This window comes from Vibrio paucivorans (assembly GCF_054053395.1).
Genome location: NZ_CM133230.1, coordinates 267,919 through 294,468, shown reverse-complemented (window position 1 = coordinate 294,468; position 26,550 = coordinate 267,919). Strand labels below are relative to the sequence as shown.

Here is a 26,550-nt window from a genome sequence, read left to right as displayed (position 1 = left end):
TACCTTACTTCTTCTTAGCTTCTTTAGTACGCACGATTTCATCGGCGTAACGAACACCTTTACCTTTATAAGGCTCAGGCTCACGGTAAGAACGAATGTCAGCCGCAACTTGACCAACTAGTTGCTTATCACAACCAGTAATAACGATCTCAGTTTGGCTAGGGCATTCTGCTTTAACACCTTCAGGTAGAGCGTGCTCTACTGGGTGTGAGAAGCCAAGTGTTAGACCTACAGCGTTGCCTTTCATAGCAGCACGGTAACCAACACCTTTAAGAGTTAGCTTCTTAGTAAAGCCTTCAGTAACACCAACAACCATGTTGTTAACTAGTGCACGAGCAGTACCTGCTTGTGCCCAAGCGTTAGCAGCACCTTCTTTTGGACCGAAAGTAAGGTTGTTTTCTTCCTGTGCAATCACTACTGCATCGTTAAGAGTGCGAGATAGTTCGCCCTTAGCGCCTTTAACAGTAATTTCTTGGCCGTTTAGTTTCACCTCTACGCCAGCTGGAATAGCGACAGGTGCTTTAGCAACACGAGACATATTCTACTCCTATTACGCTACGTAGCAGATGATTTCACCACCAAGACCTGCTTTGCGAGCAGCACGGTCAGACATCAGACCCTTGGAAGTGGATACTACAGCAATACCAAGACCACCCATCACAGTTGGTAGCGAGTCTTTGTTCTTGTAGACACGCAGACCAGGACGTGATACACGCTTGATTTGCTCAATTACTGGTTTAGCTTGGAAGTACTTAAGTGTAACTTCTAGCTCAGGTTTTACTTCGCCTTCAACAGCGAAGTCAGTGATGTAACCTTCAGCTTTTAGTAGTGCAGCAATTGCAACTTTAAGCTTTGAAGAAGGCATTTTAACAGCAACTTTGTTTGCTGCCTGACCGTTACGAACGCGGGTCAGCATATCCGAAATCGGATCTTGCATGCTCATAAGATTTACTCCAAATGATTAAGTGGCAAATTACCAGCTAGCCTTACGAAGTCCAGGAATCTCGCCTTTCATGCAAGCTTCGCGAACTTTGATACGGCTTAGACCGAACTTACGTAGGTAACCGTGTGGACGACCAGTTTGGTTACAACGGTTGCGCTGACGTGATGCACTCGAATCACGTGGAAGAGATTGCAGCTTAAGAACTGCATTCCAACGATCTTCTTCAGATGCGTTTACATCGCTGATGATAGCTTTTAGTGCTGAGCGCTTTTCAGCAAACTTAGCAACTAGCTTTGCACGTTTTACTTCACGTGCTTTCATTGATTGTTTAGCCATAACAGTAACCCTTCACCTTACTTACGGAATGGGAAGTTAAAGGCAGCCAGCAGAGCACGGCCTTCCGCATCGGTACCAGCTGACGTCGTGATAGTGATATCAAGACCGCGTACACGATCGACTTTATCGTAGTCGATTTCCGGGAAGATGATTTGCTCGCGAACGCCCATGCTGTAGTTACCACGACCGTCAAAAGACTTCGCGCTAACACCACGGAAATCACGTACACGTGGAAGAGCAATAGAGATTAAACGCTCTAGGAACTCCCACATACGTTCGCCACGTAAGGTTACTTTACAACCAATTGGGTAGCCTTCACGAATTTTGAAACCTGCAACAGATTTACGCGCTTTAGTGATAAGTGGCTTTTGACCAGAGATCGTTGCCATATCAGCTGCTGCGTTTTCTAGCAGTTTCTTATCGTTGATTGCTTCACCAACGCCCATGTTTAGGGTGATTTTTTCAATCCTAGGGACTTGCATGACGCTTGTGTAGCCGAACTCTTTGGTAAGCTCAGCGACTACAGACGACTTGTAGTAATCATGCAGTTTCGCCATAGTAGAACTCCAAATTACTTCTATTAGTTAGAAACGGTTTCGCCGTTAGACTTGAAGAAACGAACTTTCTTGCCATCTTCGATACGGAAACCGATACGGTCAGCTTTACCAGTAGCTGCGTTAAAGATTGCAACGTTAGAAGCATCAATAGCTGCTTCTTGTTCAACGATGCCACCTTGTTGACCTAGAGCCGGTACAGGCTTTTGGTGCTTCTTAACAAGGTTGATACCTTCAACAATAACTTTACCAGTTGCTAGAACCTTAGTTACTTTACCTTTCTTGCCTTTATCTTTACCAGCAAGAACGATTACTTCGTCATTACGACGGATTTTAGCTGCCATCTTTCGTGCTCCTTACAGAACTTCTGGAGCCAGTGATACAATCTTCATGAATTTCGCGTTGCGAAGTTCACGAGTCACTGGGCCAAAGATACGAGTGCCGACTGGTTGCTCAGTAGTGTCGTTTAACAATACACAAGCATTACGGTCGAAGCGAATGACAGAACCGTCTGGACGACGAACGCCTTTACGGGTGCGAACAACTACCGCCTTCAGAACATCACCTTTTTTAACTTTACCGCGTGGAATTGCTTCTTTTACAGTAACTTTGATGATGTCGCCGATGTGTGCGTAACGACGGTGTGAGCCACCCAGAACCTTAATACACATTACCTTGCGCGCGCCAGAGTTATCTGCAGCGTCAAGTGTACTTTGCATTTGGATCATTGTTAGTGCTCCGCTAAATATTAAAAACTAGACCCTCTCGGGTCGGGCTGCCTCTTTAAAGGGACGCGAATTGTACCACCCTTTTTTGTGATTGGGTAGACAAAAAACAAGCGGCCCCAAAAAAAATTTGGAGCCGCTTTATTATCGAAGAAAAACCGAAATTAAATTTTCGCTTTTTCTAGGACTTTAACCAAAGTCCAAGACTTAGTCTTAGACAGTGGACGACACTCAGCGATCTCAACTGTGTCGCCTAGGCCACACTCGTTGTTTTCGTCATGTGCGTGTACTTTAGTCGTGCGCTTTACGAACTTGCCGTAAATTGGGTGTTTAACCATGCGCTCGATAGAAACAACGATAGACTTGTCCATCTTGTCGCTAACAACACGACCTTGTTGAGTACGTTTTTGTTCGCTCATTATGCGCCTGCCTTCTCAGTCAAAACAGTTTTCACACGTGCGATATCACGGCGTACAGCTTTCAGAGTATGAGTTTGCTGTAGCTGACCAGTTGCAGCTTGCATGCGCAAGTTGAACTGTTCGCGTAGCAAATTCAATAGCTCAGCGTTAAGCTCTTCAACGCTCTTTTCGCGTAGATCTTGTGCTTTCATCACATCACCTGCTTAGTTACAAATGTAGTCTTGAAAGGCAGTTTACGTGCCGCTAAGCGGAACGCTTCACGTGCCAATTCTTCAGGTACACCGTCCATTTCGTACATAACCTTACCAGGTTGGATTTGGGCTACCCAGTACTCAACGTTACCTTTACCCTTACCTTGACGAACTTCTAGCGGTTTTTCTGTGATTGGTTTGTCTGGGAACACACGGATCCAGATTTTACCTTGACGCTTAACGTGACGTGTCATTGCACGACGAGCTGCTTCGATCTGACGAGCAGTTAGACGGCCGCGGCCGACTGCTTTAAGACCGAATGTACCGAAGCTTACGTCGGTACCTTTCGCTAGACCACGGTTACGACCAGTTTGAACCTTACGGAACTTAGTACGTTTAGGTTGTAGCATCTGTCGACTCCTTACTTACGGCCTTTACGCTGCTTCTTAGGCTTGTCGCCTTTTGGCTCTACTGCGTTAGCAGCTGGCATACCGCCTAGAATCTCACCTTTGAAGATCCAAACTTTAATGCCGATCACACCGTATTGAGTGTGAGCCGAAGAAGTTGCGTAATCAATGTCAGCACGTAGAGTGTGTAGAGGCACACGGCCTTCACGGTACCACTCAGAACGTGCGATTTCAGCGCCGCCTAGACGACCGCTTACTTCCACTTTGATACCTTTAGCGCCTAGACGCATTGCGTTTTGTACTGCGCGCTTCATAGCACGACGGAACATAACACGACGCTCTAGTTGAGACGCGATGCTGTCACCCACAAGTTGTGCGTCCAGCTCAGGCTTACGTACTTCAGCGATGTTAATTTGCGCTGGTACACCTGCAATTTTAGCTACAGCTGCGCGTAGCTTCTCAACGTCTTCACCTTTCTTACCGATAACAACACCTGGACGAGCAGTGTGAATAGTCACACGGATGCTCTTAGCAGGACGCTCGATAACGATGCGTGATAGAGACGCTTTTTGTAGTTCCTTAGTAAGGAACTGACGTACCTTGAAGTCGCCGTCTAGGTTGTCAGCGAAATCTTTGGTGTTAGCAAACCATGTAGCATTCCAAGGCTTAACGATGCCAAGACGAATACCATTTGGATGTACTTTCTGACCCATTGCTTACTCTCCTAGTCTCTTAGCGATCTGCTACAACAACAGTGATGTGGCTTGAACGCTTCAAGATACGATCCGCACGGCCTTTAGCACGAGGCATAATACGCTTCATGATAGGGCCCTCATCTACGAAGATTTTAGCGACATTTAGATCGTCGATATCTGCACCTTCGTTGTGCTCCGCGTTTGCGATAGCTGACTCAAGAACTTTCTTGATTAGATCAGCAGCTTTTTTGTTGCTGAACGTCAAGATTTCTAGTGCTTGGTCTACTGACTTACCGCGAATTTGGTCTGCAACTAAGCGAGCTTTCTGAGGCGAAATGCGAGCAAAGTTATGTTTAGCTAATGCTTCCATCATCTACTCCTTAACGCTTCTTAGCTTTCTTATCCGCAGCGTGACCGCGGTAAGTACGTGTTGGTGCAAATTCGCCCAGTTTGTGACCGATCATTTCTTCAGTTACAAATACTGGAACGTGTTGACGACCATTATGGACAGCGATGGTCAAACCAATCATTGTTGGGATGATCATTGAGCGACGGGACCAAGTCTTAATAGGCTTTTTGTCTCCGCTTTCCACCGCTTTCTCTACCTTCTTCAGCAAGTGTAGGTCAATAAATGGACCTTTCTTGAGAGAACGTGGCATGGCGATTCCTCTTTATAGATTATTTGTTACGACGACGTACAATGTACTTGTCAGTGCGCTTGTTCTTACGAGTCTTGAAGCCTTTAGTTGGCTGACCCCAAGGAGAAACTGGGTGACGACCACCAGAAGTACGGCCTTCACCACCACCGTGTGGGTGGTCTACTGGGTTCATTACCACACCGCGAACGGTTGGACGAACACCGCGCCAGCGGTTAGCACCAGCTTTACCTAGTTCACGTAGCATGTGCTCAGAGTTACCAACTTCACCGATTGTTGCACGGCCTTCAGAAAGTACTTTGCGCATTTCGCCAGAACGTAGACGGATAGTTACGTATGCACCGTCGCGAGCAACGATTTGAGCATAAGCACCAGCCGAACGAGCTAGCTGTGCACCTTTACCAGGCTTAAGTTCAACACAGTGTACAGTAGAACCTACTGGGATGTTGCGCATTGGCAGAGTGTTACCTGCTTTAATTGGCGCATCAACACCAGATTGGATCTGGTCACCTGCTTGAACACCTTTAGGTGCGATAATGTAACGACGCTCACCGTCTGCGTACAGAACTAGAGCGATGTTAGCGCTACGGTTTGGATCGTATTCTAGACGCTCAACTTTCGCTGGGATACCGTCTTTAGTACGTTTGAAGTCAATTACACGGTAGTGGTGCTTGTGACCACCGCCGATGTGACGTACTGTGATACGACCGTTGTTGTTACGACCACCGTTCTTAGAGTTTTTCTCTAGAAGAGGTGCGTATGGCTTACCCTTGTGTAGGTCAGCGTTAACAACTTTAACGACGTGACGACGACCAGGGGAAGTCGGCTTACATTTAACAATAGCCATTTTTAACTACTCCTGTTATTCCGCGCCGCCAACGAAGTCAAGATCTTGACCTTCTTTCAAAGTAACGTACGCTTTCTTAACGTCGCTGCGGCGACCTTGGCGTAGACCTTGACGTTTGGTCTTACCCTTAGTGATAAGAGTATTTACAGACTTAACTTCAACTTCAAATAGCTTTTCTACAGCTGCTTTGATCTCTTTTTTAGTTGCATCTTTAGCTACTTTGAAAACGATAGTGTTCGCTTTCTCAGCTGCCATAGTTGCTTTTTCAGAGATGTGCGGTGCACGTAGAACTTTTAGGATACGCTCTTCAGTGATCATGCTAGCATCTCCTCAACTTGCTTAACTGCTTCAGCAGTAATTACAACCTTGTCAAACGCGATTAGAGAAACTGGGTCAATACCAGCTACGTCGCGAGCGTCAACTTTGTACAGGTTACGAGCCGCTAGGAATAGATTCTCATCTACTTCGCTAGTCACGATTAGAGCGTCAGTTAGCTCAAGCTCTTTAAGCTTAGCTACTAGCTCTTTAGTTTTTGGAGCTTCTACAGAGAAGTTATCAACAACGATTAGACGCTCTTGACGAACTAGCTCAGAAAGAATGCTCTTCATAGCACCACGGTACATTTTCTTGTTAACTTTTTGGCTGTGATCTTGTGGTTTCGCAGCAAAAGTAACACCACCTGTACGCCAGATTGGGCTACGGATTGTACCAGCACGCGCACGGCCAGTACCTTTTTGACGCCATGGCTTAGCGCCACCGCCAGAAACTTCTGAACGTGTCTTTTGAGCACGAGTACCTTGACGAGCACCTGCTGCGTACGCAACAACTACTTGGTGTACAAGAGCTTCGTTAAACTCACGTCCGAAAGTAGTTTCGGAAACAGTTAGTGCATCAGCACCTTTAACCATTAATTCCATTACTTACTCCTGAGACGTTATGCTTTAACAGCTGGTTTAACGATCACGTTACCGCCAGTTGCGCCTGGGACTGCACCTTTAATAAGAAGCAGATTGCGCTCAGCGTCAACACGTACGATCTCTAGGTTTTGAGTCGTTACACGCTCAGCACCCATGTGACCTGCCATTTTCTTGCCTTTAAACACGCGACCTGGAGTTTGACATTGGCCAATTGAACCCGGTGCACGGTGAGACAAAGAGTTACCGTGAGTCATATCTTGAGTAGAGAAGTTCCAACGCTTAACAGCGCCTTGGAAGCCTTTACCTTTAGATGTACCAGTAACGTCTACTTTTTTAACTTCGTTGAAAAGTTCTACGTTTAGCTCAGCGCCAACTTCAAACTCTTCGCCGTTTTCTAAACGGAATTCCCAAAGACCGCGACCAGCTTCTACACCTGCTTTCGCAAAGTGACCAGCTTCTGGCTTAGATACACGGTTAGCTTTCTTAGCACCAGCAGTTACCTGGATTGCTGCGTAGCCATCGTTCTCAAGAGTTTTAACTTGAGATACACGGTTCGCTTCAACCTCAACAACAGTTACTGGGATAGAAACGCCTTCTTCAGTAAATACGCGGGTCATACCCACTTTACGTCCGACTAGACCAATCATTCTTCTAATCTCCCTTAACCTAGGCTGATTTGTACATCAACGCCAGCAGCAAGATCTAGACGCATTAGAGCGTCAACAGTTTTGTCTGTTGGCTCAACGATGTCGATCAAACGCTTGTGAGTACGAATTTCGTACTGGTCACGTGCATCTTTGTTGACGTGTGGAGAGATAAGAACAGTGAAACGCTCTTTACGAGTAGGCAGTGGAATTGGACCACGAACCTGTGCGCCGGTACGCTTTGCTGTTTCAACGATTTCCGCAGTAGAAGCGTCGATTAGTTTGTAATCGAAAGCTTTTAGGCGGATACGAATACGTTGGTTCTGCATGAGACAGAGCTCCAATAATTAAAAATTACACAAACAATATCGCCACTCAAACTCGTCAAGACGAGAGAATGCCGATTGATTTATGTGAAACCGTAGCATCCAAGATTAGGACGCATTGTCAGTTAATTTTCGATTAAACTACCCCTGAAGCCAAAGTCACCTTCGGTGCAGTTATTCGTGAGAATAAGTAGCTAATTGTATTAACCGCGAACATAAGCTGAGTTTACATTACCTGATAAATCCTAAGAATTATCAGCTCCTCGATGCTCATTGGTTCACAACTGGCTTAACCAGTGCGCTGCATTATACAGATCACAGTTTTACATGCAAGGGTTGTTTGAAAAATAAACGGGGCAGGAAAACTTGGTTATTGTTAGCCTTGCTCTATTGGGATTTCAAAGTGGCACTTCAGAATAAGGCAGGATTTAGGTTTCTAACCTGTGGTCGACTGAAAACAATAAAGCGCAGACTGCCTGAGCAATCTGCGCTTTTGATTGAAGGAGCTGATTAAGCTAAACGTTGGCGAACTGCTTCAAAAAGGCAAACACCAGAGGCAACCGATACGTTTAAACTCGACACGCTACCAGCCATTGGGATCTTGATTAAATCATCACAAGTTTCGCGAGTGAGTCGACGCATTCCGTCTCCTTCAGCTCCCATTACGATAGCCAATGGACCAGTTAGCTTTGCTTGGTAAATATCGTGGGTGGCTTCACCAGCCGTTCCAACAAACCAGATCCCCTGCTCTTGCAACGCTCTCATTGTGCGCGCTAGGTTGGTCACACGGACCAAAGGTACTGTTTCAGCTGCACCACAGGCTACTTTGCTCACCGTTGCCGTAAGAGGAGCTGATTTATCCTTAGGCACAATTACTGCAGCAACACCCGCTGCATCAGCATTACGTAAGCACGCGCCTAAATTGTGCGGGTCGGTAACGCCATCAAGTACCAATAAGAGCGGCTGCTCGTGTTGAGCCAAAATGCCATCAAGGTCATTTTCATTAAGCTGCTTTGCAGGCTTAACTTTGGCAATGATACCTTGGTGGTTTGCCCCTCGAGCTTTATCATCTAACGCTTTACGCCCCATTTGCTGAATAGAGACACCACACACTTGCAGTTCATTCAGCAGAGGTAGAAGTCGGTCATCTTGACGACCTTTCAATACGAACGCTTCAATAAAACGCGCTGGATCTTTTTCCAATACGGCTTTCACTGCGTGAATTCCGTAGATAAATTCGTTACTCATGTTCTAATCCGATTATGATTTCTTGCCGCGAGCCTTACTATTTTTAGTACGCGACTTTTTCTTACGTGCTTTTTCTGCCTTAGATTTCTTACGAGAGCCTTTTTCAGCATTCCCCTCGTTACTTCCATCTGGACGCTTGGTTGGCTCAACCAAAGGTTTTGCCGCCACGCCAGGCTTACGCGCTTTTACTGACGCACGTTTCTTGCTCTTCGCTTTCTTCTGAGCTTCTGCGGCACGTTTCTTGGCTGTTTTTCCTTTGCCGCGTAGCTTACGACTTGTTTCAACTAATTCAAAGTCAATTTGGCGATCATCTAAGTTCACTGATAAAACTTTTACTTTGACTGCATCACCTAGGCGGTAGATAGCTCCGAAGCTTTCACCGATAAGCCTTTGACCTATCGGATCAAATTGATAGTAGTCATTAGCTAGGGAAGAAATATGTACCAAGCCATCAATATGCAGCTCAGTTAGTCGCACAAAGAAACCAAAACCCGTGACATTAGCAATCACACCGTCAAGCTCTTCGCCAACGTGGTCTTGCATGTATTCACACTTGAGCCAATCAGAAACCTCTCGAGTCGCATCATCTGCTCTGCGTTCAGTCATAGAGCATTGCTCACCAAATACGTCCATATCATCAAACGAGTAATGAAAGCCCCCAGTTGGTGTCCAACGATCCTTCACTGTACCGTTCTCTTTCGCTATCAGGTACTTGATTGCTCGGTGCAACAGTAAATCTGGGTAACGGCGAATTGGTGAAGTAAAGTGAGCATAACGTTTAAGTGCCAATCCAAAGTGGCCGCAGTTGTCTGCGTTATATACCGCTTGCTTCATCGATCTCAGCAGCATGGTTTGAATCAGTTCTTTGTCTTGTCGCTCACCAATTTGTTTCATTAAGTTCGCATAATCCGTTGGTGATGGCTCAAGCCCACCCGCTAAGTTCAAACCTAACTCGCCAAGGAAATCTCGGAAACCTTGTAAGCGAAGTTCACCCGGTGATTCATGGATACGGAATAACGAAGGTTCCTTGGCTTTCTCAACTAAGGACGCTGATGCAATATTGGCTAAGATCATACATTCTTCAATAATCTTATGCGCATCATTACGAATCACAGGCTCTATGCTATCAATCTTACGATCAGCGTTAAAAATGAACTTGGTTTCAACGGTTTCAAATTCAATTGCGCCGCGGTTGTCACGTGCTTTCTTAAGCACCTTATACATGTTATGCAGCTCTTCTAAATGAGGGATTAAACTGTCATAACGTTGCCTTAGCTCTTCATCTCCCTCTAAGATAGCGCCGACCTTGTTATAAGTCAGACGAGCATGAGAGTTCATCACAGCTTCATAATGCTTATAACCTGATAGCTTACCTGTTGCCGAGATGGTCATTTCACACACCATACACAAGCGATCAACTTGAGGGTTAAGTGAACATAATCCATTCGATAATACTTCAGGTAGCATCGGTACTACTTGAGACGGGAAGTAAACCGAGTTACCGCGATTAATCGCTTCTTTATCCAGAGCCGTCTCTGGTCGAACATAATAGCTCACATCGGCTATCGCAACCCAAAGACGCCAACCACCACTTTTCTTTGCTTCACAGTAAACAGCATCGTCAAAATCACGTGCATCTTCCCCATCAATGGTAACTAAAGGTAGCTCGCGCAAATCGACTCGACCTTTCTTCGCTTCTTCAGGCACTTCTTCGCCAAGGTTAGCTATCTGCTTGTCAACTTCATCAGGCCACACATTAGGAATTTGGTGAGTACGAATGGCAATTTGAGTTTCCATTCCAGGTGCCATGTTTTCACCCAGTACTTCAATCACTTTACCCGTCATACCTCTAGATCGACTACCGCGGTCGGTAATTTCAATCACGACGACATTCCCCATACGGGCACTGCCCTTATGCTCATTAGGGATTAAGATATCTTGGCTAATGCGTGAATCGTCGGCCACCACGTACGAATAACCATATTCTAAGAAGAAACGACCCACTATCTGAGTTTTTCGTTCTTCTAAGACTCGAACTAACCGCCCTTCCTTACGACCTCGCTTATCTGTACCTGCTGGTTGTACAAGCACATAGTCACCATGAATGATGGTACGCATTTGATGATGAGGGAGTAAGACATCATCATCTTTCCCCACACTTCCTTCTGGCCTTACCCAACCATGACCATCTTTATGTCCAATAACATAGCCTTTGATCATTTCCAGCTTATCTGGCAAGGCGTAGCACTGACGGCGAGTAAATACCAACTGACCGTCACGTTCCATCGCTCTTAAACGACGGCGTAAACCTTCATACTGTTCCTCTCCCGAAAGTTGCAGTGCTTCAAACAGATCATTGCGATTCATTGGCACATTAGCTTGGGTAAGGAATTCAGTAATGAACTCTCGGCTAGGGATCGGATTTTCGTAATTCTTTGATTCGCGATCCGCAAAAGGGTCGTTATTGATTGTGTCTGACATAGGCAGGCCTGCTTAAGCGAGGGAGGGTTTGTAACTAGTATATCCGGTTCTATACATTAGCTACAGTTAAGCTTTGAAAAAGAAACAAAAAACGCTCTCCAACTAATCAAATTAGTGCTGAGAGCGTTTCTAAAAAATTCCGGTATTTTTACCAAGGCGTGTCCCGCCGTTTAGCCCGGGCAATCACATTACCTGGCATTCGCCGTTCAAGACCTTGGCGTAAGATAGATATCCGTTTATGAGTTCTCTGATCTGCTGTCACTGAGTTGTACAACCAGCGGTAGGCATCTTCATAGTCAAGTGGGCTACCATAATCTCGAAGCAGTAGTTCAGCTAAGTGAATACGCGCATTTAAGTTGCCCATTGCAGCAGCTTCACGCAGGTATGGAATAGCTCGCTCTTTATCTTGCTGAACTAATGTCCCGCGGGAGTAATAACGGCCGAGCTGCTCAAGAGCCGTTGCTAACCCTTGGTGCGCAGCATTCTCCATGTAGTAGAGGCCCAACTCAACATCTTGCTCAACACAGACGCCCCAAGCCAACATATCGCCATACAAAAATTCATAGGATGGCAAGCTTATCCGCGTTGCTCGAGCCACGATATCCTCTACCAACTGGCAGTTATCGGCTTTGACTCGCTCTAGATGTTTGTTCTGTTGTATCAGTTTAATTAGTTCAGCTTCAGTATAAATGGGGACAGGCTCACCCACTTCTGCCACATTGGCATGACTTAATGATGAGCTTAGCGCCAGTATTAACGAAGCTGCTACCGTACGTAGCTTCATATCTGCACTCTTAATGTGTTCCGATCGCCGCAATAGCGCATTTTGCACTATTAAAGCTTAGCTTGATTTCTTTATCGGCAACATCCGCAAACTCTTTAGACAAAATTTGCCACTATCTGGCAACAGTTTGCCATACGGCGTACAAAAAACAACCGTGAAACAGATATAAAAAAGCCGGCTGTTATAGCCGGCTTTAAGAACATTTTAAGAATCAACCATTAAGAGCTAAATGGGTGAACTTTAATGATTGTTTCGTTACGATCTGGACCTGTTGATACGATATCAATTGGTACACCAGTAAGTTCTTCAATACGTTTGATGTAATCAAGAGCAGCTTGTGGAAGCGCATCGATTGATTTAGCACCGAACGTTGTCTCAGACCAACCTGGCATAGTTTCGTAAATTGGCGTTGCTTCTTCGAAAGCTTCAGCAGCCATCGGAGAAACTTCTAGAATTGAGCCATCTTTCATCTTGTAACCAGTACAGATTTTTAGCTCTTCTAGACCGTCAAGAACATCTAGCTTAGTTAGACAGAAACCAGAGATCGAGTTGATTTGTACTGCACGACGCATAGCAACTGCATCAAACCAACCAGTACGACGTAGACGACCCGTTGTTGCACCAAACTCGTGGCCAACATCACCTAGGTGTTTACCAACTGGGTCTTGCTTATCTAGACCGTCGTAAAGTTCTGTTGGGAATGGACCTGAACCAACGCGAGTACAGTACGCCTTAGTAATACCAAGGATGTAACCGATATGACGAGGACCGAAACCTGAGCCTGCAGCAACACCACCAGCAGTCGTGTTAGAAGAAGTTACGTATGGGTAAGTACCGTGGTCGATATCTAGTAGCGTACCTTGAGCACCTTCGAACATGATCTTATCGCCGCGCTTACGAGCTGCGTCTAGTTCGTCAGTCACATCAATAACCATTGACGTCAGTAGGTCAGCGTAACCCATGCACTGCTCAAGTACTTCTTCGTAGCTTACTGTTTCAGCTTTGTAGAAGTGCTCTAGTTGGAAGTTGTGGAATTCCATTACTTCTTTCAGTTTTTCAGCGAACATTTCTTTATCGAAAAGATCGCCAACACGAAGACCACGACGAGCCACTTTGTCTTCGTAAGCAGGACCGATACCACGACCAGTCGTACCAATTGCTTTCTTACCACGAGCGATTTCACGCGCTTGGTCGATAGCAATGTGGTATGGAAGAATTAGAGGACAAGCTTCAGAAATGAAAAGACGCTCTTTTACAGGAATGCCACGCTCTTCAAGAGGCTTCATCTCTTTTAGTAGCGCATCAGGTGATAATACTACGCCATTACCGATAACACACTTTACGTTATCGCGAAGGATACCTGATGGAATTAAGTGGAGAACGGTTTTTTCACCGTCAATGACAAGAGTGTGACCTGCGTTGTGACCGCCTTGGTAGCGAACCACGTATTTTGCATCTTCAGTTAAAAGGTCTACGATTTTACCTTTACCTTCGTCACCCCATTGGGTGCCTAGAACGACTACGTTATTTCCCATCTTTCCAAGTCTGATTGCTAGTTAAAAATGGATTCTAGCACTGAATCACATTTCTTGCAGTCATTTTTTAATCATGGCTTATCAATACAGACTTAACTTATTGATCAAAAATAGAAAAGAAGTCGAACTAACGCTGTTTACTCATCCGCATAGATTTTTACACTGATTTGGCCATTGACATCGATACCGGCGCGATACATACCGGAGCTGTTCATTGCAAAGTGTATATCTCCAGCACTGTCAATCGCGATAAGGCCCCCTTCTCCCCCCATCGATTTAAGCTCACCTTGAATCACTGTCTCGCTAGCAATATGCACATCTTCTTTCAAATAACGCATACGTGCTGCAACATCACCAGCAACCATTTTACGAATGAAGAACTCCCCCATTCCCGTAGTCGACACGGCCACATTACCATTTTCAGCAACTGTTCCCGCACCAATAATAGAAGAGTCACCAACACGACCATATTGTTTATTGGTCACTCCACCAGTGCTCGTCGCTGCTGCCAAATTACCTTGCTGATCGAGCGCCACTGCGCCAACCGTGCCGTACTTGTTGTCGTCGGGGTATTTCGATTCCGATAAGGCGAACAGCCCCTTCTCTTTCATTGATTGAAGTTGCTCATAACGACGGTCGGTGTAAAAGTAGTCTTGCTCGGTGTAGCTATAGCCATTCTCAAAAGCAAACTCTTCGGCACCCTCACCAATAAGCAGTACGTGATTACTTTTCTTCATTACATCACGAGCCAACTCAATTGGGTTTTTAATATGCCTCACCGCGGCAATTGCCCCAGCAGCTCCTTCTTTACCATGCATCACCGAAGCATCCATCTCTATGATTTCTTTATTCGTCATCACAGAGCCCTTACCAGCATTAAAGTTGGGAGAGTCCTCAAGGACCTTCACTGCAGCCACAACAGCATCTAGCGCATCTCCACCACTAATTAGAACTAGGTGACCCGCACGCACTGACGCTTCTAAGTCATGGAGTATCGATGCCTTTAACTCTGCACTCATTTGCTGTTTCAAAATCGTGCCGGCACCACCATGAATGGCAATGGAAAATGGCTGAGACATAATGTTTCCTTCGCAACAAAGATTTTATTCAAGATAAACAAAAAGCGCCCATCGAATCAACGATAAGCGCTTTATTACATTTATTTAAGGTAGCAAGTTTTTTGAGTAACGAGCTACTTGTAAACAAAATTGCTCAAGATTAGTGAGAGCTGCAGCTTCCGCTACCACAACATTCGTGGTCGTCAGCTTTTTCTTCGCCACCGCAGCAGCCGCCTTCTTTTTCTTCACCGTGACCGCCACAACAGCCACCAGCTTGGTGAATATGGCCGTGTTCGATTTCGTCAGCTGTCGCTTCACGAGTTGCGATAACTTCAACGTCAAAAGTCAGTGTTTGGCCAGCAAGCATGTGGTTACCGTCAACTACAACTTCATCGCCATCGACTTCAGTCACTTCAACTGGGATTGGACCCTGGTCAGTGTCCGCTAGGAAACGCATACCTACTTCGATTTCTTCCACGCCTTGGAAAACATTCGCTGGAACACGTTGAACAAGTGCATCGTTGTGCTCGCCATACGCTTCTTCAGGAGCAACAGTTGCAGAGAACTTGTCACCTGCCACTTTGCCTTCTAGATGCTTCTCTAGGCCAGTGATTAGGTTGTTGTGACCGTGTAGGTAATCTAGCGGTGCTTCTGCAGTTGACTGATCAACGACAACGCCGTCTTCAACTTTTACTTGGTACGCTAGGCTAACGACTACGTTCTTTTCAATTTTCATAATTGCTCCGAGGCGGTTAAGGCTTGAAGATTGGTTCAAGCTACATCTTTACACTGGTATTATGGGGATCAATTAAAGAAACTCAATTATTCCGGTTTAAAAATCCCGATCATTTCTGGCTCGGCTTGTTGTGTTTTGTTGACAGAGTCTTTAGCAAGCGGATTTGGCGTACGCTGCTCAGCGTAGTCACACTCAACACATTCCACTAACTCTATATTGTTTTCTATCCACCAACGCAAAGTATCTTGCGTTTTACATTGCGGGCAACTTGCTCCGGCAATAAATCTTTTTTTCGCTTTCATATTTACTCCTACTACCTATATGTAAGCACAACTCTGCGGTAAGAAAGGTGACTACTGCTGTTCCCAGTAGTTTCTTGACTGGCGGTCTTTATCCATTTCCCTGCCAAAAATCTCTTCAAGCTCTTTTCTCGCCTCTTTGGCTCTTAACGCTAATTGTTTATCGTCTGCATGCTGAGGTAATAGCTCTTTAAGCATGGCATTGTCGAGCTTTCTAAAGTGGGCTTCAGCGCGTTTTGCTTGGTAAGGATGCATTCCTAACTCTGTGAGCGCTTGCCTACCTAAATCAAGTGCCCCTAAGAAGGTCTCTCGGGAGTAGTTTTCTACCCCATGATTGAGTAACTGATACGCTTCTACCCGGCTTCGCGCACGAGCAAGAATTTTCAACTTAGGGAAGTGATGTTTACATAGCTCAACAATCTTCATAATTTCATCAGGAGCATCGGTACAGATAACAATTGCTTCAGCACTGGATGCACCTGCTGCTCGTAGCAAGTCGAGTTGAGTCGCATCGCCATAAAACACTTTGTAGCCGTACTTTCTAAGCAATTTGATCTGGCTTGCATCACTTTCTAGTACCGTAATTTTAATTTTATTGGCGTACATCAAACGCCCAATAATCTGACCAAAACGACCAAAGCCGGCAATGATAACTCTAGGCTCTTTATTGACTACATCAGACGTTACTGTGCTTTGCTCGCTGTTTAAATCTTTGGCGTACCAATGCTTTTGTGCCATTAACAATAATGGCGTGGTCACCATAGACAGGCTAACGACCACCAATAGGAAAGAAGATTGTTCGGTCGTTAATAAGCCTTCTGCACTTGCTGCAGTAAAGATAACGAATGCAAACTCACCACCTTGGCTGAGAATGGCCGCCATTTTGCTGCGAGCTTTAGCCCTAGTGCCAGAAAAGCGCGCCAATAGGTAAAGTATCCAACCTTTAATCGCCACCAAGCCAATCACGGCCAAAATGACCTTAATCGGCTCAAAGGCCAATAGACCTAGGTTTACCGCCATGCCTACAGAGATAAAGAACAGCCCAAGTAATAAACCTTTAAACGGTTCAATCGCTATCTCCAGCTCATGACGATATTCACTCTCAGCCAAAAGCACACCCGCAAGGAAAGTGCCAAGAGCCATCGAAAGACCTAGCTGTTTCATGATCAGAGCAATACCAATCACTAATAGCAGAGCTGCAACCGTGAATAACTCCCTGACACCACTAAGCACAACGTACTTGAACAGTGGCCTTAGTAAGAAGTGACCGCCGACCAACAAGCCAGCAATGCCACCTAGCATCCACATTGCATCCAGCCAGTTACCGGCCGTGTTACCCGCTAAGATCGGCAACAACGCCAGCATAGGGATAACAGCAATATCTTGGAAAAGCAGTACCGAGAATCCAGACTGACCTGTTTCCGTTCCCGCCAGCCCTTGTTCCTCAATCACTTTAAGAGCAATTGCTGTCGAAGAAAGGGCTAAGCCCATACCTATGACTAAGCTCGTCTGCCAGCTAACGCCTGCAATATAGGCAATTGAAGCCAGCACAGCAGTGGTAATGACAACCTGCGCGCCACCCAGACCTAATATTGGGCCGCGTATCTGCCATAGCTTTTTTGGGTTGAGTTCTAATCCGATCAAAAACAATAACAACACTACACCGAACTCGGCGAAATGTAGGATTGCTTCTACATCGCTGATTAAACCAAGCCCCCAAGGTCCAATTGCTACGCCAGCTAGCAGGTATCCTAGAACCGAGCCTAAGCCTAATCGCTGCGCAATAGGAACCGCTGTAACCGCAGCAGCGAGGAAAATTACGCTGCTTTGGAGAAAGTCATTTTCAAGTGCCATACTCTCTCCTTAGCTCTTTGGTTGGGTTCATCAACCACTGACGATAAGATTCAGCGTGCTGATAGCGGTCCATATCACTGACATTGCGAGACCAGTACAATACAAGCGGCTCGATCCATTCCATTCGACACAATGCTGCCGTTAGCTCGAATGGCTGAAGAATTTGCTCTAGCGGATATTTGTTATAACCACTTGCACCAAACGCGTCCTTATTACCACCAGTGGTAATGACGCTACGCCAGATTTTGCCTTGCAGAGCGCTCTCATTACCAAACGCAAAGCCTTTACCGAGCACGCGGTCAAACCATTCTTTTAATAACGCAGGGCATGAATACATGTAGAGAGGGTGCTGAAATACGATGACATCGTACTCAAGCAACAAATGGTGCTCATAATTCACATCAATAAAGAAATCGGGATACTCTGAATAGAGGTCGTGAATTTTTACATGCTCTAGTGACGAGATTTTCTTAATCATCACCTGGTTAGCAATCGAGTTATCGGGTTCCGGGTGAGCATAAATCACCAGAACTTTTGGAGGCTGTGGGGTTGAAGACTGTAATATAGCGTCTTTATGTTCCGTCATTCCTTGGGCAGACTTCCTAGCAAAAATGCGTTATCAATTTGTTATCGTTTTTAGCATGATAACTCAAATTGTATAATGATCGACATTTATCGGTATTCCCCCTACTATTCTTCGCGTTAAAAACGACAGCGCAAATTGAACTTCTATGATTATCTTTTCTGACATCCAACTCCTTCGTGGCGGCAAACCTCTTTTAGAGCAAGCATCCGCAACTATTCATCCCGGCGATAAAGTCGGCCTAGTCGGCAAAAACGGCTGTGGTAAGTCAACGCTATTTGCCTTGATGAAAGATGAACTGTCCATCGATGCTGGCTCTTTTAGCCAACCCGCTCATTGGGAGCTCGCTTGGGTTGCTCAGGAAACACCAGCGCTAGAACGCCCAGCGCTTGAGTACGTGATCGATGGTGACCGAGAATACCGCGATTTAGAGAGGCAACTTGCAGACGCTGAACAGGCCGATAACGGTACTCTCGTTGCAGAGATCCACGGAAAAATTGAAACCATTGGTGGTTACACCATCAAATCACGCGCTGCTGAACTCCTCGATGGTCTAGGCTTTAGCCAGCAGCAAATGAGCTGGAACCTCACACAGTTTTCTGGTGGTTGGCGTATGCGCCTAAACCTCGCGCAAGCTTTACTGTGTCGTTCAGACCTACTGCTACTCGATGAACCGACTAACCACTTAGATCTCGACGCGGTTATGTGGCTTGAGCGCTGGCTACAAAATTACCCAGGAACGCTGATCCTCATCTCACACGATAGAGACTTCCTTGATCCAATTGTAGGACGCATTGTCCATATCGAAAACCAAACCATGAATGAGTACACCGGTAACTACTCATCATTTGAAGATCAGCGTGCGCAGAAACTCGTCCTACAACAAGCCATGTTCCAAAAACAGCAGAAGCAAATGGCACATATGCAAAGCTATATTGATCGCTTTCGCTACAAAGCCTCTAAAGCGCGCCAAGCACAAAGCCGCATAAAAGCACTCGAGAAAATGGAGAAGGTGTTACCCGCGCAGTTCGATAACCCATTCAGTTTCGAGTTCAGAGAGCCTGCCGCACTACCCAACCCAATCATGATGATGGATGAAGTTTCTGCTGGCTACGACGATACTCTGATCCTTGAGAAGATTCGCCTTAACCTCGTTCCGGGTAGCCGTATCGGCCTACTTGGACGCAACGGCGCAGGTAAATCGACTTTAATTAAACTGCTTTCTGGAGAACTGACACCACAAGGCGGTGATTTAACTTACTCGCAAGGCGTCAAAATTGGCTACTTTGCTCAGCATCAGTTAGAAACGCTTCACCCAGAAGAAACGCCACTGCAACACATGATACAGATCGCGCCTGATAAAAACGAGCTGGAACTGCGTAACTACCTAGGTAGCTTTGGCTTCCAAGGTGATAAAGCACTAGAAAAAGTCGCTCCGTTTTCAGGTGGTGAAAAAGCTCGCTTGGTATTAGCGCTGATCGTTTGGCAAAAACCAAATCTATTACTGCTCGATGAACCAACCAACCACTTAGATTTGGACATGCGCCAAGCACTGACTCTCGCGCTACAAACCTTCGAGGGGGCGATGGTGATCGTATCGCACGACCGCTATCTACTTCGCGCCACAACTGACGACTTGTACCTGGTCCATGATCGCCAAGTCGCACCATTTGATGGCGACCTCAATGATTACTACAAGTGGCTAACAGAGCAACAAAAAGCAGAGCGCAAAGAAGCGCAAGCACAGCAACCAGCGAAAGACACCACTAACAGTGCAGCAGCGAAAAAAGATCAAAAGCGCAGAGAAGCGGACTTCCGCAAACAAACCGCCCCAATTCGTAAGATGCTTACTCAGCTTGAAACGAAAATGGACAAACTTTCGCAGGCACTTGAAGACGCAGAAACACAATTATCAGACACTTCACTGTATGAAGCAGAAAATAAAGCTAAACTTAATCAGGTACTCGCACTTCAAGCCAGCAGTAAATTCGAATTAGAAGACGTCGAGATGGACTGGATGGCACAACAAGAAGTCCTTGAGCAGATGGAAAAGGAATTCAACCAACAATGACTATAGAGCACGTCCGCATTTCGTTAACACTGGAGCGCTTATGGCAGTTTAGCTTGCAGTACTACAGCGTGCGTGAAGTGAAAGAGGCGTGCTTGCAGCTACAAAACCAGTTCCACGGCAATGTAAACCTACTGCTGCTACTCAAGTGGCTTGATGAACAGCAGGTCTCTTTTCGTGACGAAGACTGGCATAAAGTCGAAGAGTGTTTAGGGCGCTCAGAAGCACTCCTGCATAGTTTCCGTGAGCTTAGACGCAAAGCTAAGGTTCACCTTCCTGATACCTTATATCGAGAATCCCTGCAATTTGAGCTACAGTTGGAAAAGCAACAGCAATCGGATTTAGTCGATTGCATGAACTCACTGCAGCTTACCAACAACCAAAGTGAACCACTCACACTTCGCTACTGCAGACAATTAGGTGGAGAACATCTGTTCCAAGCATTTTCAGAGCCAGCTCCGACACAAGTGAATCAATAAGCTAATCCACAAAGACTGCCTATGACTCAATTTATTGCCGCGACAGGGCTAACCAACCCTCACCTACAAACACTTGCCCCGCGTTTTATCCGCAAGCAGGCGCTGTTTTCACCTATTTGGCAAACATTGGATACGCCGGACAACGATTTCTTAGATCTCGCTTGGAGCGAAGACTGGAGCAATGAGTCTGCACGTAACAAACCTGTCTTTGTACTTTTCCATGGTTTAGAAGGCTGCTTTTACAGCCCCTATGCTAATGGGTTAATGGATGCCTTCGCACAAGATGGCTGGCTATCTGTGATGATGCACTTTCGCGGCTGCAGCGGAAAGCCCAACCAACAAGCCCGCGCTTACCACTCTGGAGAAGTAGAAGACGCTCGACTGTTTTTGGAGCATTTAGATAATCTGTTTCCCAATCAACGTAAAATCGCGGTGGGTATCTCTCTCGGCGGTAACATGCTTGCCAACTACTTGGCAAAATACAATCAGCAGCCACTGCTCGATGCCGCTAGCATAGTATCAGCGCCATTAGATTTAGGCGCCTGTTCAGAACGAATTGAGGTGGGGTTCTCTCGTGTGTACCGACGCTACTTACTCTCTTCACTAAAGAAGAGCGCCCTACAGAAACACCACTTATTGAAAGGTGAACTGGGGCTGTCGTACAACAGTATTAAGCGAGTGACAAAGCTTTATGAATTTGATGACCTGATCACCGCTCCGCTACACGGCTTTAAAGACGCACAAGATTACTATCAGCAGTGTTCTGGAATTCACAAGCTCAAAGACATTAAGCTCCCTCTTCAGATCATCCATGCCAAAGACGATCCTTTCATGACGGATCAAGTGATTCCGAAGTTCGTTCTACCCGACAACATCGATTACCGCCTATTCGCGCAAGGGGGGCATGTCGGCTTCGTTACGGGTAGCGTGTTGAAGCCACGCTTTTGGTTGGAAGAAGCTCTCCCTGCTTATTACGAAAGTTTCACTAGTGCTAAATCTCCTATCGACAGCGAAGCGGCAGAAAACTCTGACGCAGCTCAGCTATACGTATAAACTAGGAAAAGCGCGCAAATCAGAAAAGTCGCGTGGAAGTAAGAGTCAATCGCATCATAAAGTGAAGAGGTATTTATGATCATCCCTTGGCAAGACATCCAGCCAGACACACTAGAAAACTTAATCAAAGAGTTTGTGCTCCGCGAAGGCACGGACTACGGCGAAATGGAGTTTTCGCTACAAGATAAAGTTGACCACGTTAAATTGCAGCTGCAAAACGGTGAAGCAGTCATCGTTTTTTCTGAGTTGCATGAGACAGTTGATATTCAACTTAAAAAGCATCTATAAAGCTGATAACGCACGTAGTGCGCCAAAGTAGACGTTTTTCTTTGCCGTGCTATAGTGGGCTTTGCTAACAAGTAAGTTACTTTTAAGACAAGGTTTGTCATGTCTGCAAAACACCCGATTATTGCGGTGACTGGTTCTTCAGGAGCAGGAACCACCACCACTTCCGAAGCCTTCCGCAAAATGTTCAATATGATGAACGTAAAACCTGCATGGGTTGAAGGCGATAGCTTCCACCGCTTCACACGTCCAGAAATGGATGTGGAGATTCGTAAAGCGCGTGAGCAAGGAAAACACATCAGTTACTTTGGCCCGCAAGCCAACGATTTCCCAACCCTAGAAGAATTTTTCCGTAAGTATGGTAACGAAGGGGTTGGCCAAGTCCGCCGTTATCTACACACCTTTGACGAAGCCGTGCCTTACAATCAAATGCCAGGTACGTTTACACCTTGGCAAGATTTGCCAGAAGACTCCGACGTCCTATTTTATGAAGGCCTCCATGGCGGTGTCGTTGATGGCGAAGTCAACGTGGCACAGCACGTCGATCTACTGATTGGCATGGTACCTATCGTTAACCTTGAATGGATTCAGAAATTCGTTCGAGATACTCGCGATCGTGGCCATTCCCGTGAAGCCGTGATGGACTCCATTGTCCGCTCAATGGACGACTACCTAAACTACATCACGCCACAATTTTCTCGTACTCACATTAATTTTCAGCGTGTACCCACGGTCGATACGTCTAACCCATTGAATGCGAAAGGCATCCCGAGTTTGGACGAAAGTTTTGTCGTGATTCGCCTACGTGGCATCAAGAATGTCGACTTCCCATACTTGCTTGCGATGATTGATGGTTCGTTTATGTCGCGCCACAACACGCTTGTTGTACCGGGCGGTAAGATGAGTTTTGCTATGGAACTGATTGCAAGGCCAATCCTACAACAACTCATCGAAACTGGAAAAATTGGCTAGATAACCCTACAGAAAAGTCGTTTACTTTTCATACCGTGATCATGTGCACACTTTTGCTTAAAATATCCGTGCTATGACCCGATTAAAATCAAGAAATCGTACCCGGAAAAGGGTACTATTCTTAACCGAAACACAAGTTAGCTTGCAGCATTTGTAAAGTGCTCTTATCCTAGTAAGTCAATTTAAGGCTTAGCTAAAATATGGAAAGCGGCAAGCGTACCCTGCAGAGGAAGTGAGATATTATGGTTCTAGGTAAACCTCAAACCGATCCAACACTAGAGTGGTTTCTTTCACATTGTCATATTCATAAGTACCCTTCAAAAAGCACGCTGATTCACGCGGGCGAGAAAGCTGAAACTTTGTACTACATCGTTAAAGGTTCAGTAGCGGTTCTTATCAAAGACGAAGAAGGTAAGGAAATGATCCTTTCTTACCTAAACCAAGGCGACTTTATCGGTGAACTTGGTCTATTCGAAGAAGACCAAGAGCGTACCGCTTGGGTTCGTGCTAAATCTCCTTGTGAAGTTGCAGAAATCTCATTTAAGAAATTCCGTCAACTTATCCAAGTTAACCCAGATATCCTAATGCGCCTTTCTGCGCAAATGGCAAGCCGCCTACAAGTGACTAGCCAAAAAGTAGGTGACCTAGCGTTCTTGGACGTGACTGGCCGTATCGCTCAGACTCTTCTGAACCTAGCGAAACAACCAGATGCAATGACTCACCCAGACGGCATGCAAATCAAGATCACTCGTCAAGAAATCGGCCAAATCGTTGGTTGTTCTCGTGAAACAGTAGGTCGTATCTTGAAGATGCTTGAAGAGCAAAACCTGATTTCTGCTCACGGTAAGACTATCGTTGTTTACGGTACTCGTTAATCTTCACTGATTAAACCAAAAATTTTAAAAGCCACCAATGGAAACATTGGTGGCTTTTTTGTTTTTCTGACATTGTGAAACCAAGCAGATACCACAAGCGAAGTATCTGCTTTATCGCTCGATTAGCCGTTGGTGCTCTCAAAGATTTTATCGGCGGAAGCAGCTACAAACCCTGGGTAGAGTTCACCATTAGCCATAGGGTAGCGTTTAGCGAATTCATAGAAGCCACCAGGAATCACCTCTGCGCCTTCAGTAAAGTTCACTGGCACTTTGTCTGCCATCGTCGATGATTGCTCTAATAATACCTCTGGAGAGCCCTTCACTTCGCCGCCCGACTCATTGATAGTAAAGCCTGCTTCACGCAGGTGGTCATTCACGCCTTTTACTTCATCAAACGCATTTAGCTGATTGACACTCACTGTAAAGTGGTTAGCACCGTATCCATGAGCAGCAAGCCAAGAAGCGTACTCACTTTCTTTGGCCAATGTTTGGAAGTCAGCATAGCTTAGCTCCCATAATCGCCCACCAGACAAGAATTCATGACCTTTTAGCTTACTATGATCCAATTGCTCTACGAGCTTGGCTACAATGCTCTGTAGCTGCTTTGAACACTCTTCCACTTTGAGCTCGCTGATGAACACTTTAGGCTGGGTAGGATCTGGGTGCTCATAATGCTTCGCCACCAACTTTTTACTTTCAAATACATAATCGCCACAAGCTTTATAGCCAACGTCTAAAAACGGCTGCGCCAGCGTTTCGATACCTAGCGGTGCGACATTAAATGTACGCAAAGCAATATGATCATTGATCAACGCTTCGTCTTCTTTTAGCAGTTTGTGAACCTTTTCAGCAGAAGGACATAACCTTGCAATGTAGTCTGTCCATAGCGAATCAAATAATACCGTTGGCGTCATGTCGCCTCCTTGTAGAGCGTGTTGCTTAATTGGTTGTGGTTATTGGAAATCTACGTATAAAAATGGCTATCTATTGCAGGAAAACGACGCACCACAATCAGATAGCCACTGAAGCTCTTTAGGCTTCTATTATTTTTATGTGGTTCAGTCGCCGCATTGACTTAATACCATGGCGACTTAACTCTTAACATCGTTACAGCGCTAGGCCTGGGCTAAGGGTCGCTGGCAGTAAAGTCTCTTGCCCCTCCATAGATGCCATTGGATACGCACAGTAATCCGCCGCGTAGTAAGCACTTGGACGCAAGTTACCCGACGCGCCAGGGCCACCAAACGGTGCATCACCACTTGCTCCCGTTAACTGGCGATTACGGTTTACGATGCCTGCACGAATATGATCAACGAAGTAATCCCACTCTGCGTCGTCAGTTGATACCAAACCAGCAGACAACCCAAAGCGAGTGTCATTTGCCAATTCAACCGCCTTCTCTAGCCCTTGATAACGCACTACTTGCAGTAGTGGGCCAAAGTATTCTTCATCCGGCAAGTCAGCAATGTTTGTCACATCAATGATACCCGGTGAGACAAACGCAGCCACGCCAGCTTGGGCTTCAACTAGGCTTTCTCCACCAAGCGATTGTAGGTTTGCTTGAGCGTCCAAAATGAACTTCGCTGCTGCTTGTGAGATTTGCGGCCCCATAAACGGTGCTGGGTCTGCAAATGGTTGGTCGATACGAATGTTCTTGGTTGCTTCAACTAGCTTAACGATCAGCTGGTCACCTTTCTCACCTTGAGGTACATACAAACGACGCGCACAAGTACAACGCTGGCCTGCACTAATAAATGCAGATTGGATAATAGTGTATACCGTTGCATCTAGGTCGCCATATTGGTCAGAAATCACCATTGGGTTGTTACCGCCCATCTCGAGAGCTAGCATTTTACCCGGTTGACCCGCAAATTGACGATGTAGGATATGACCAGTATTCGCACTACCCGTGAACAGTACGCCATCAATGCCTTTCGCATCCGCCAGAGCAATACCGGTTTCTTTCGCGCCTTGCACAAGGTTAATCACACCAGCAGGCAGACCGACCTCTTGCCAAAGCTTCATGGCAAATTCGCCCGTCCAAGGCGTTTGCTCTGAAGGTTTGAATACCACCGTATTCCCCGCAAGCAGTGCTGGGACAATATGACCGTTTGGTAGGTGGCCTGGGAAGTTATAAGGGCCAAATACCGCCATCACACCTAACGGGCGATGACGGAGTACGATTTGGTTACCTGCCGCTTCACGTTGCGCTTCGCCAGTGCGGTCATGATAGGCGCGAATTGAGATGGCAATTTTACCTGCCATTGCCGCCGCTTCAGTGCGAGTTTCCCAGATTGGTTTGCCCGTTTCTTTGGCAATGATCTGCGCAATTTCTTCGCTGTTCTCTTTCACTTTTTCAGCAAACGCCAAAACGATTTTTTCACGCTCTTCGAAACTGAGCTTTTTCCAGCTAACAAATGCCTCACGCGCTGCTTTTACCGCTGATTCCACTTGAGCGGGTGTTGCGCTGTCGCCTTGCCAGATCACTTCGTTGTTAAACGGACTGATTGAGTTCATTGCCTCGCCTTGGCCCGCTACCCATTCACCTGCAATCCACTGTGTCATGTTTCTATCCTTCTA

General features: G+C 46.0%; 34 protein-coding genes. 6 read left to right on the top strand and 28 right to left on the bottom strand.

Going from position 1 to position 26,550, the window contains the following annotated elements; genetic code table 11:
• Nucleotides 1-4: 4 nt before the first annotated feature.
• The 26 genes from rplF to kefG all read right to left on the bottom strand — a co-directional run bounded on the left by rplF (nt 5) and on the right by kefG (nt 18,241).
• Entirely contained in the window at nt 5-538 is a 534-nt protein-coding gene (rplF, locus tag ACXABW_RS01395) for a 50S ribosomal protein L6 (RefSeq protein ID WP_252029141.1), read from the bottom strand.
• Nucleotides 539-550: 12 nt separating this feature from the next.
• Complete coding sequence (rpsH, locus tag ACXABW_RS01390) at nt 551-943, bottom strand: 30S ribosomal protein S8 (RefSeq protein WP_252029139.1); 393 nt, start codon at nt 941-943, stop codon at nt 551-553.
• A gap of 30 nt (nt 944-973) precedes the next feature.
• Nucleotides 974-1,279, bottom strand: a complete 306-nt coding sequence (rpsN, locus tag ACXABW_RS01385) for a 30S ribosomal protein S14 (protein ID WP_038228838.1) — start codon at nt 1,277-1,279, stop codon at nt 974-976.
• Between the two features lie 17 nt (nt 1,280-1,296).
• Nucleotides 1,297-1,836: a 50S ribosomal protein L5 gene (gene rplE / locus ACXABW_RS01380; RefSeq protein WP_239841884.1), complete on the bottom strand. Its 540-nt coding sequence runs from the start codon at nt 1,834-1,836 to the stop codon at nt 1,297-1,299.
• A gap of 23 nt (nt 1,837-1,859) precedes the next feature.
• A complete protein-coding gene (gene rplX / locus ACXABW_RS01375) occupies nt 1,860-2,177 on the bottom strand; it encodes a 50S ribosomal protein L24 (protein ID WP_096994896.1) in 318 nt (105 codons plus the stop codon).
• A 12-nt stretch (nt 2,178-2,189) separates the two neighbouring features.
• The gene (rplN, locus tag ACXABW_RS01370) at nt 2,190-2,561 is read right to left on the bottom strand and encodes a 50S ribosomal protein L14 (RefSeq protein WP_006075569.1); all 372 of its coding nucleotides are present in this window, start codon (nt 2,559-2,561) and stop codon (nt 2,190-2,192) included.
• Nucleotides 2,562-2,722: 161 nt separating this feature from the next.
• Entirely contained in the window at nt 2,723-2,977 is a 255-nt protein-coding gene (rpsQ, locus tag ACXABW_RS01365; protein ID WP_252029137.1) for a 30S ribosomal protein S17, read from the bottom strand.
• A complete protein-coding gene (gene rpmC / locus ACXABW_RS01360; protein ID WP_004410456.1) occupies nt 2,977-3,168 on the bottom strand; it encodes a 50S ribosomal protein L29 in 192 nt (63 codons plus the stop codon). Before rpmC ends, rpsQ begins: the two co-directional genes overlap by 1 nt.
• The gene (gene rplP / locus ACXABW_RS01355; protein ID WP_006075723.1) at nt 3,168-3,578 is read right to left on the bottom strand and encodes a 50S ribosomal protein L16; all 411 of its coding nucleotides are present in this window, start codon (nt 3,576-3,578) and stop codon (nt 3,168-3,170) included. The genes rpmC and rplP overlap by 1 nt, the downstream gene beginning before the upstream one ends.
• 11 nt (nt 3,579-3,589) lie before the next feature.
• Nucleotides 3,590-4,288: a 30S ribosomal protein S3 gene (gene rpsC / locus ACXABW_RS01350; RefSeq protein WP_021704473.1), complete on the bottom strand. Its 699-nt coding sequence runs from the start codon at nt 4,286-4,288 to the stop codon at nt 3,590-3,592.
• Nucleotides 4,289-4,307: 19 nt separating this feature from the next.
• Nucleotides 4,308-4,640, bottom strand: a complete 333-nt coding sequence (gene rplV, locus ACXABW_RS01345; RefSeq protein ID WP_004745877.1) for a 50S ribosomal protein L22 — start codon at nt 4,638-4,640, stop codon at nt 4,308-4,310.
• A gap of 10 nt (nt 4,641-4,650) precedes the next feature.
• Nucleotides 4,651-4,929 (bottom strand): 30S ribosomal protein S19, encoded by a 279-nt coding sequence (gene rpsS, locus ACXABW_RS01340; RefSeq protein WP_005435078.1) that lies wholly within the window; start codon nt 4,927-4,929, stop codon nt 4,651-4,653.
• 19 nt (nt 4,930-4,948) lie between these two features.
• Nucleotides 4,949-5,773, bottom strand: a complete 825-nt coding sequence (gene rplB, locus ACXABW_RS01335) for a 50S ribosomal protein L2 (RefSeq protein ID WP_252029135.1) — start codon at nt 5,771-5,773, stop codon at nt 4,949-4,951.
• 15 nt (nt 5,774-5,788) lie between these two features.
• Nucleotides 5,789-6,091 (bottom strand): 50S ribosomal protein L23, encoded by a 303-nt coding sequence (gene rplW, locus ACXABW_RS01330; protein ID WP_004398471.1) that lies wholly within the window; start codon nt 6,089-6,091, stop codon nt 5,789-5,791.
• Nucleotides 6,088-6,690: a 50S ribosomal protein L4 gene (rplD, locus tag ACXABW_RS01325; protein WP_038209089.1), complete on the bottom strand. Its 603-nt coding sequence runs from the start codon at nt 6,688-6,690 to the stop codon at nt 6,088-6,090. The genes rplW and rplD overlap by 4 nt, the downstream gene beginning before the upstream one ends.
• A 17-nt stretch (nt 6,691-6,707) precedes the next feature.
• Nucleotides 6,708-7,337 (bottom strand): 50S ribosomal protein L3, encoded by a 630-nt coding sequence (rplC, locus tag ACXABW_RS01320; RefSeq protein WP_252029134.1) that lies wholly within the window; start codon nt 7,335-7,337, stop codon nt 6,708-6,710.
• A gap of 14 nt (nt 7,338-7,351) precedes the next feature.
• On the bottom strand, nt 7,352-7,663 hold the full coding sequence (gene rpsJ, locus ACXABW_RS01315) for a 30S ribosomal protein S10 (protein ID WP_001181007.1): 312 nt from the start codon (nt 7,661-7,663) through the stop codon (nt 7,352-7,354).
• Between the two features lie 507 nt (nt 7,664-8,170).
• Nucleotides 8,171-8,908, bottom strand: a complete 738-nt coding sequence (gene rlmB / locus ACXABW_RS01310; protein ID WP_252029132.1) for a 23S rRNA (guanosine(2251)-2'-O)-methyltransferase RlmB — start codon at nt 8,906-8,908, stop codon at nt 8,171-8,173.
• A 12-nt stretch (nt 8,909-8,920) separates the two neighbouring features.
• On the bottom strand, nt 8,921-11,389 hold the full coding sequence (gene rnr, locus ACXABW_RS01305; protein WP_457523648.1) for a ribonuclease R: 2,469 nt from the start codon (nt 11,387-11,389) through the stop codon (nt 8,921-8,923).
• A gap of 148 nt (nt 11,390-11,537) precedes the next feature.
• Nucleotides 11,538-12,173, bottom strand: coding sequence for a flagellar protein MotX (gene motX / locus ACXABW_RS01300; protein WP_252029130.1), 636 nt, complete (start codon nt 12,171-12,173; stop codon nt 11,538-11,540).
• Between the two features lie 218 nt (nt 12,174-12,391).
• Nucleotides 12,392-13,708, bottom strand: a complete 1,317-nt coding sequence (locus ACXABW_RS01295) for an adenylosuccinate synthase (RefSeq protein WP_252029129.1) — start codon at nt 13,706-13,708, stop codon at nt 12,392-12,394.
• Nucleotides 13,709-13,845: 137 nt separating this feature from the next.
• Nucleotides 13,846-14,787 carry an isoaspartyl peptidase/L-asparaginase family protein gene (locus ACXABW_RS01290; RefSeq protein ID WP_457523646.1) on the bottom strand — a complete coding sequence of 314 codons (942 nt, stop codon included), beginning with the start codon at nt 14,785-14,787 and terminating at the stop codon, nt 13,846-13,848.
• Between the two features lie 139 nt (nt 14,788-14,926).
• Nucleotides 14,927-15,502, bottom strand: coding sequence for a peptidylprolyl isomerase (gene slyD / locus ACXABW_RS01285; protein WP_252029127.1), 576 nt, complete (start codon nt 15,500-15,502; stop codon nt 14,927-14,929).
• Between the two features lie 86 nt (nt 15,503-15,588).
• Nucleotides 15,589-15,804, bottom strand: a complete 216-nt coding sequence (locus tag ACXABW_RS01280; RefSeq protein ID WP_252029126.1) for a YheV family putative zinc ribbon protein — start codon at nt 15,802-15,804, stop codon at nt 15,589-15,591.
• A 51-nt stretch (nt 15,805-15,855) separates the two neighbouring features.
• Nucleotides 15,856-17,655, bottom strand: a complete 1,800-nt coding sequence (kefB, locus tag ACXABW_RS01275; protein WP_252029125.1) for a glutathione-regulated potassium-efflux system protein KefB — start codon at nt 17,653-17,655, stop codon at nt 15,856-15,858.
• Entirely contained in the window at nt 17,645-18,241 is a 597-nt protein-coding gene (gene kefG, locus ACXABW_RS01270) for a glutathione-regulated potassium-efflux system ancillary protein KefG (RefSeq protein ID WP_252029124.1), read from the bottom strand. Before kefG ends, kefB begins: the two co-directional genes overlap by 11 nt.
• A gap of 145 nt (nt 18,242-18,386) precedes the next feature.
• Between kefG and ACXABW_RS01265 the strand changes: the two genes are divergently transcribed.
• From ACXABW_RS01265 to crp, 6 genes are all read left to right on the top strand, one after another.
• Entirely contained in the window at nt 18,387-20,309 is a 1,923-nt protein-coding gene (locus ACXABW_RS01265) for an ABC transporter ATP-binding protein (protein WP_457523642.1), read from the top strand.
• Entirely contained in the window at nt 20,306-20,785 is a 480-nt protein-coding gene (locus tag ACXABW_RS01260; protein WP_252029122.1) for a TIGR02444 family protein, read from the top strand. The genes ACXABW_RS01265 and ACXABW_RS01260 overlap by 4 nt, the downstream gene beginning before the upstream one ends.
• A 21-nt stretch (nt 20,786-20,806) precedes the next feature.
• Entirely contained in the window at nt 20,807-21,838 is a 1,032-nt protein-coding gene (locus tag ACXABW_RS01255; protein ID WP_457523640.1) for a hydrolase, read from the top strand.
• Between the two features lie 75 nt (nt 21,839-21,913).
• The gene (locus ACXABW_RS01250) at nt 21,914-22,126 is read left to right on the top strand and encodes a YheU family protein (RefSeq protein WP_252029120.1); all 213 of its coding nucleotides are present in this window, start codon (nt 21,914-21,916) and stop codon (nt 22,124-22,126) included.
• A gap of 99 nt (nt 22,127-22,225) precedes the next feature.
• Complete coding sequence (locus ACXABW_RS01245; RefSeq protein WP_252029119.1) at nt 22,226-23,095, top strand: phosphoribulokinase; 870 nt, start codon at nt 22,226-22,228, stop codon at nt 23,093-23,095.
• A gap of 242 nt (nt 23,096-23,337) precedes the next feature.
• Entirely contained in the window at nt 23,338-23,970 is a 633-nt protein-coding gene (crp, locus tag ACXABW_RS01240) for a cAMP-activated global transcriptional regulator CRP (protein WP_004410522.1), read from the top strand.
• Between the two features lie 122 nt (nt 23,971-24,092).
• Here the strand turns inward: crp and ACXABW_RS01235 are convergent, their stop codons facing one another.
• Nucleotides 24,093-24,884: a DUF1338 domain-containing protein gene (locus ACXABW_RS01235; protein ID WP_265687758.1), complete on the bottom strand. Its 792-nt coding sequence runs from the start codon at nt 24,882-24,884 to the stop codon at nt 24,093-24,095.
• A 193-nt stretch (nt 24,885-25,077) separates the two neighbouring features.
• The gene (gene astD, locus ACXABW_RS01230) at nt 25,078-26,535 is read right to left on the bottom strand and encodes a succinylglutamate-semialdehyde dehydrogenase (RefSeq protein WP_457523638.1); all 1,458 of its coding nucleotides are present in this window, start codon (nt 26,533-26,535) and stop codon (nt 25,078-25,080) included.
• Between the last annotated feature and the right edge of the window lie 15 nt (nt 26,536-26,550).